Source organism: Geobacillus sp., from assembly GCF_017515625.1.
GTDB lineage: Bacteria > Bacillota > Bacilli > Bacillales > Anoxybacillaceae > Geobacillus > Geobacillus stearothermophilus.
Genome location: NZ_JAFWFM010000053.1, coordinates 1 through 2,580 on the forward strand (window position 1 = coordinate 1; position 2,580 = coordinate 2,580).

General features: G+C 57.9%; 1 protein-coding gene and 1 pseudogene. Both read left to right on the plus strand.

The window, feature by feature from the left end; genetic code table 11:
- The first annotated feature begins 372 nt into the window (after window positions 1-372).
- A complete protein-coding gene (hutG, locus tag IKE44_RS03315) occupies window positions 373-1,344 on the plus strand; it encodes a formimidoylglutamase (protein WP_049625448.1) in 972 nt (323 codons plus the stop codon).
- A gap of 4 nt (window positions 1,345-1,348) precedes the next feature.
- Window positions 1,349-2,443, plus strand: a pseudogene (locus IKE44_RS03320) (response regulator transcription factor); the annotation flags it as partial.
- Window positions 2,444-2,580 lie beyond the last annotated feature (137 nt).

Sequence of the window (2,580 nt, forward strand, 5' to 3'; positions counted from 1 at the left end):
CTTTTCCGTACAGGGTCCAAGCCACCATTAAGCATAACGTCCTATTGAGCTGTTTGCGCCTACTCTTCATTATGGGAAGAAAAGGGGGATTTTCATCCCTGGGTGGAGGGCAAACCATTGCCCATGGATCTTTTCCATGAAAATGGGGTCATTTTCATGCCCGGATGGAGGGCAAAACGCCGCCCGCGGATCGTTTCGGTGAACATCATGGATCCTAAAGTAGCGATTTTCATCGGGTGGTGAGCGAAATGAGCTCATAGATGTGTTATTCGCCAAACGGCGGCGATTTCCTCTTTTTCGTGCGCAAGGGAGGAGTACGGCAAAGCGGCGGCGAAAGAAACAAACAGCGGATGATGGAAAGGAGAGGGTCTTATGTATCAACCGCCAGACGCCGGCCGTTGGACCGGGCGGGTTGACAGCGTGAGCGATGAACGGGCGTTTCGCCTTCATCAGCGCATTCGCCTGCTCGACTTGTCCCAACCATTGGAGACAGCGGCAGAACGGGCGGCCGCGTTCATCGGGTTTGCGTGCGACGAAGGCGTGCGCCGCAACCAAGGACGCCAAGGGGCGAAAGAGGCGCCTGCCGCCGTCAAAGCCGCGCTCGCCCGCCTGCCTTGGCATCTTCCGGAAGGGGCCGCAGCGTACGATGCAGGCGATGTCGTTTGCGTGGACGGACATCTCGAACAGAGCCAAGCCGAGCTCGGAATAGCCATCGCCCGCCTGCTGAAAAACGGGATGGCGTCTATCGTGATCGGCGGCGGCCATGAGACGGCGTATGGGCATTACTTGGGCGTCCGGGAAGCGCTTGGGACGGATGCCCGCCTTGGCATCCTCAACATTGACGCCCATTTTGATTTGCGCCCGTACGATGACGGCCCGACGTCCGGGACGATGTTTCGGCAAATATTGGATCAAGACGATCGAGTGAGCTATTTCTGCCTTGGCATTCAGCGGCTCGGCAACACGGCAGCGCTGTTTGCGGCGGCCGAGACGTACGGCTGCCGGTACATGCTGGAAGACGAGCTGACCGCAGGGCCGATCGAGGCCGCCTATGAACAAATCGAGGAATTTGCCGCTCATCACGATGCCGTGATGTTGACCATTTGCATGGACGCCATCAGCGCGGCCGCCGCGCCGGGGGTGAGCGCGCCGTCGCCGTTTGGGCTCGCCCCGTCTCTGGCGCGCGCTCTCATCCGCCGAATCGTTTCCCATCCGAAAACGATCAGCGTCGATCTTTGCGAAGTCAATCCACTCTTGGATGAAGGCGGAAAAACGGTGGCGTTGGCCGCCGCCTTTTGCATGGAAGCGCTCCTTCATTTTCAATGCTTGCAGCCAAGGCGGTGAGAACGTGAAATTGGTCATTGCCGAACGGGACGACAAGGAACGAGAAGCGATCCGCTGGCTCGTTTCCGCGTATTCCTTGCCGATTGAGCGGGTGTATACGGCGGCTACGGTCGAGGAGATGATGGCGTTTCTTGAGCGGGAGGCGCCGGAGCTGTTGTACGTCGAACTCGACATGATTCCGTATGAACGATGGCCGCAGGCGACCGCCCACGTCCGCTTGTTTTGCCAACGCGTGATTGCCGCAACGGCCGAGGCGACGTTCGCACGGGCGAAACAAGCCATCGACTGGCAATGCGTCGATTTGCTTGTCAAGCCGCTTGAGCCCGCCAAGCTGAAGCAGGCGCTGCGGACGGCGGCGTCGCGTTCCCCGGGACGCCCAGGCTTGCCGGCGGGATTGGACGTCCATCACGACGATTACCGCTCCTTGTTTTGCGATTTTCCTTCCGCGGCCTCCGCGCATGTATGGCTTGTGCAGGCGGAACAGCCCGCTTTGTCTCAAGAAGTGATCTGTTTCTTGATGGATTACCCGTTTCGCGGACGGGCGCGTGTATTGCCGCTCACCCGTATGGCGGTTTGCCTGCTTCCCGATTTGCCGGGCGACGGGAAAGAAGAGGCGTGGAAGCTGCTGCGCGATTGGGAGGAAGATCATCATGAGCCGCTCGCGGTTGTCGTGATGCCGCCTGATGGCCGGAGGACGGTGCGCGCGCAATACCAAGCGGCGCGCCGGTTGCTCGAGACGACGTTTTTCATTGGCTATCGCCAAGTGATCGCTCCCGCTTCGGAATACGAACAGTGGCGTGAGCTCGATCCGTTTTTGACGCCCGAGGAGTAGCGGCAATGGATCGAGATGCTCGAGCGGTTCGACCATGAAGGGGTGAAGCGATGGCTGCGGCGCGAATTCTCCCATTGGAAGCCGCCGTTTCCGAGCCCGGAGATGGTGCGGACGCGGCTGACGAGCATCTTGGCGCAAATCCGCCGCTTCATGAAAACGTACCGTCTGGACCGCGGCGGAACCGAACGCGAATATATGCGCATCTTTCAAGAAATTTTGTATCGTCCTGTCTTGTACCGCATCGTTCAAGAATTGATTTTATTTTTATCTTAATTAGGCGAGAAGACTCCCACTTCAACGAAGCGAAGCGGAGTAAGTGGGAGATGAATCGCCTTAACTATATTTTGCTGAAAATAGGATAGATTCAGTAAAATATAGTATCATATAGTTAGATGGGAGGTGAA

Excerpts from the sequence above, each read along its gene's own strand:
- hutG (WP_049625448.1), top strand. The coding sequence starts at position 373 with ATGTATCAACCGCCAGACGCCGGCCGTTGGACCGGGCGGGTTGACAGC.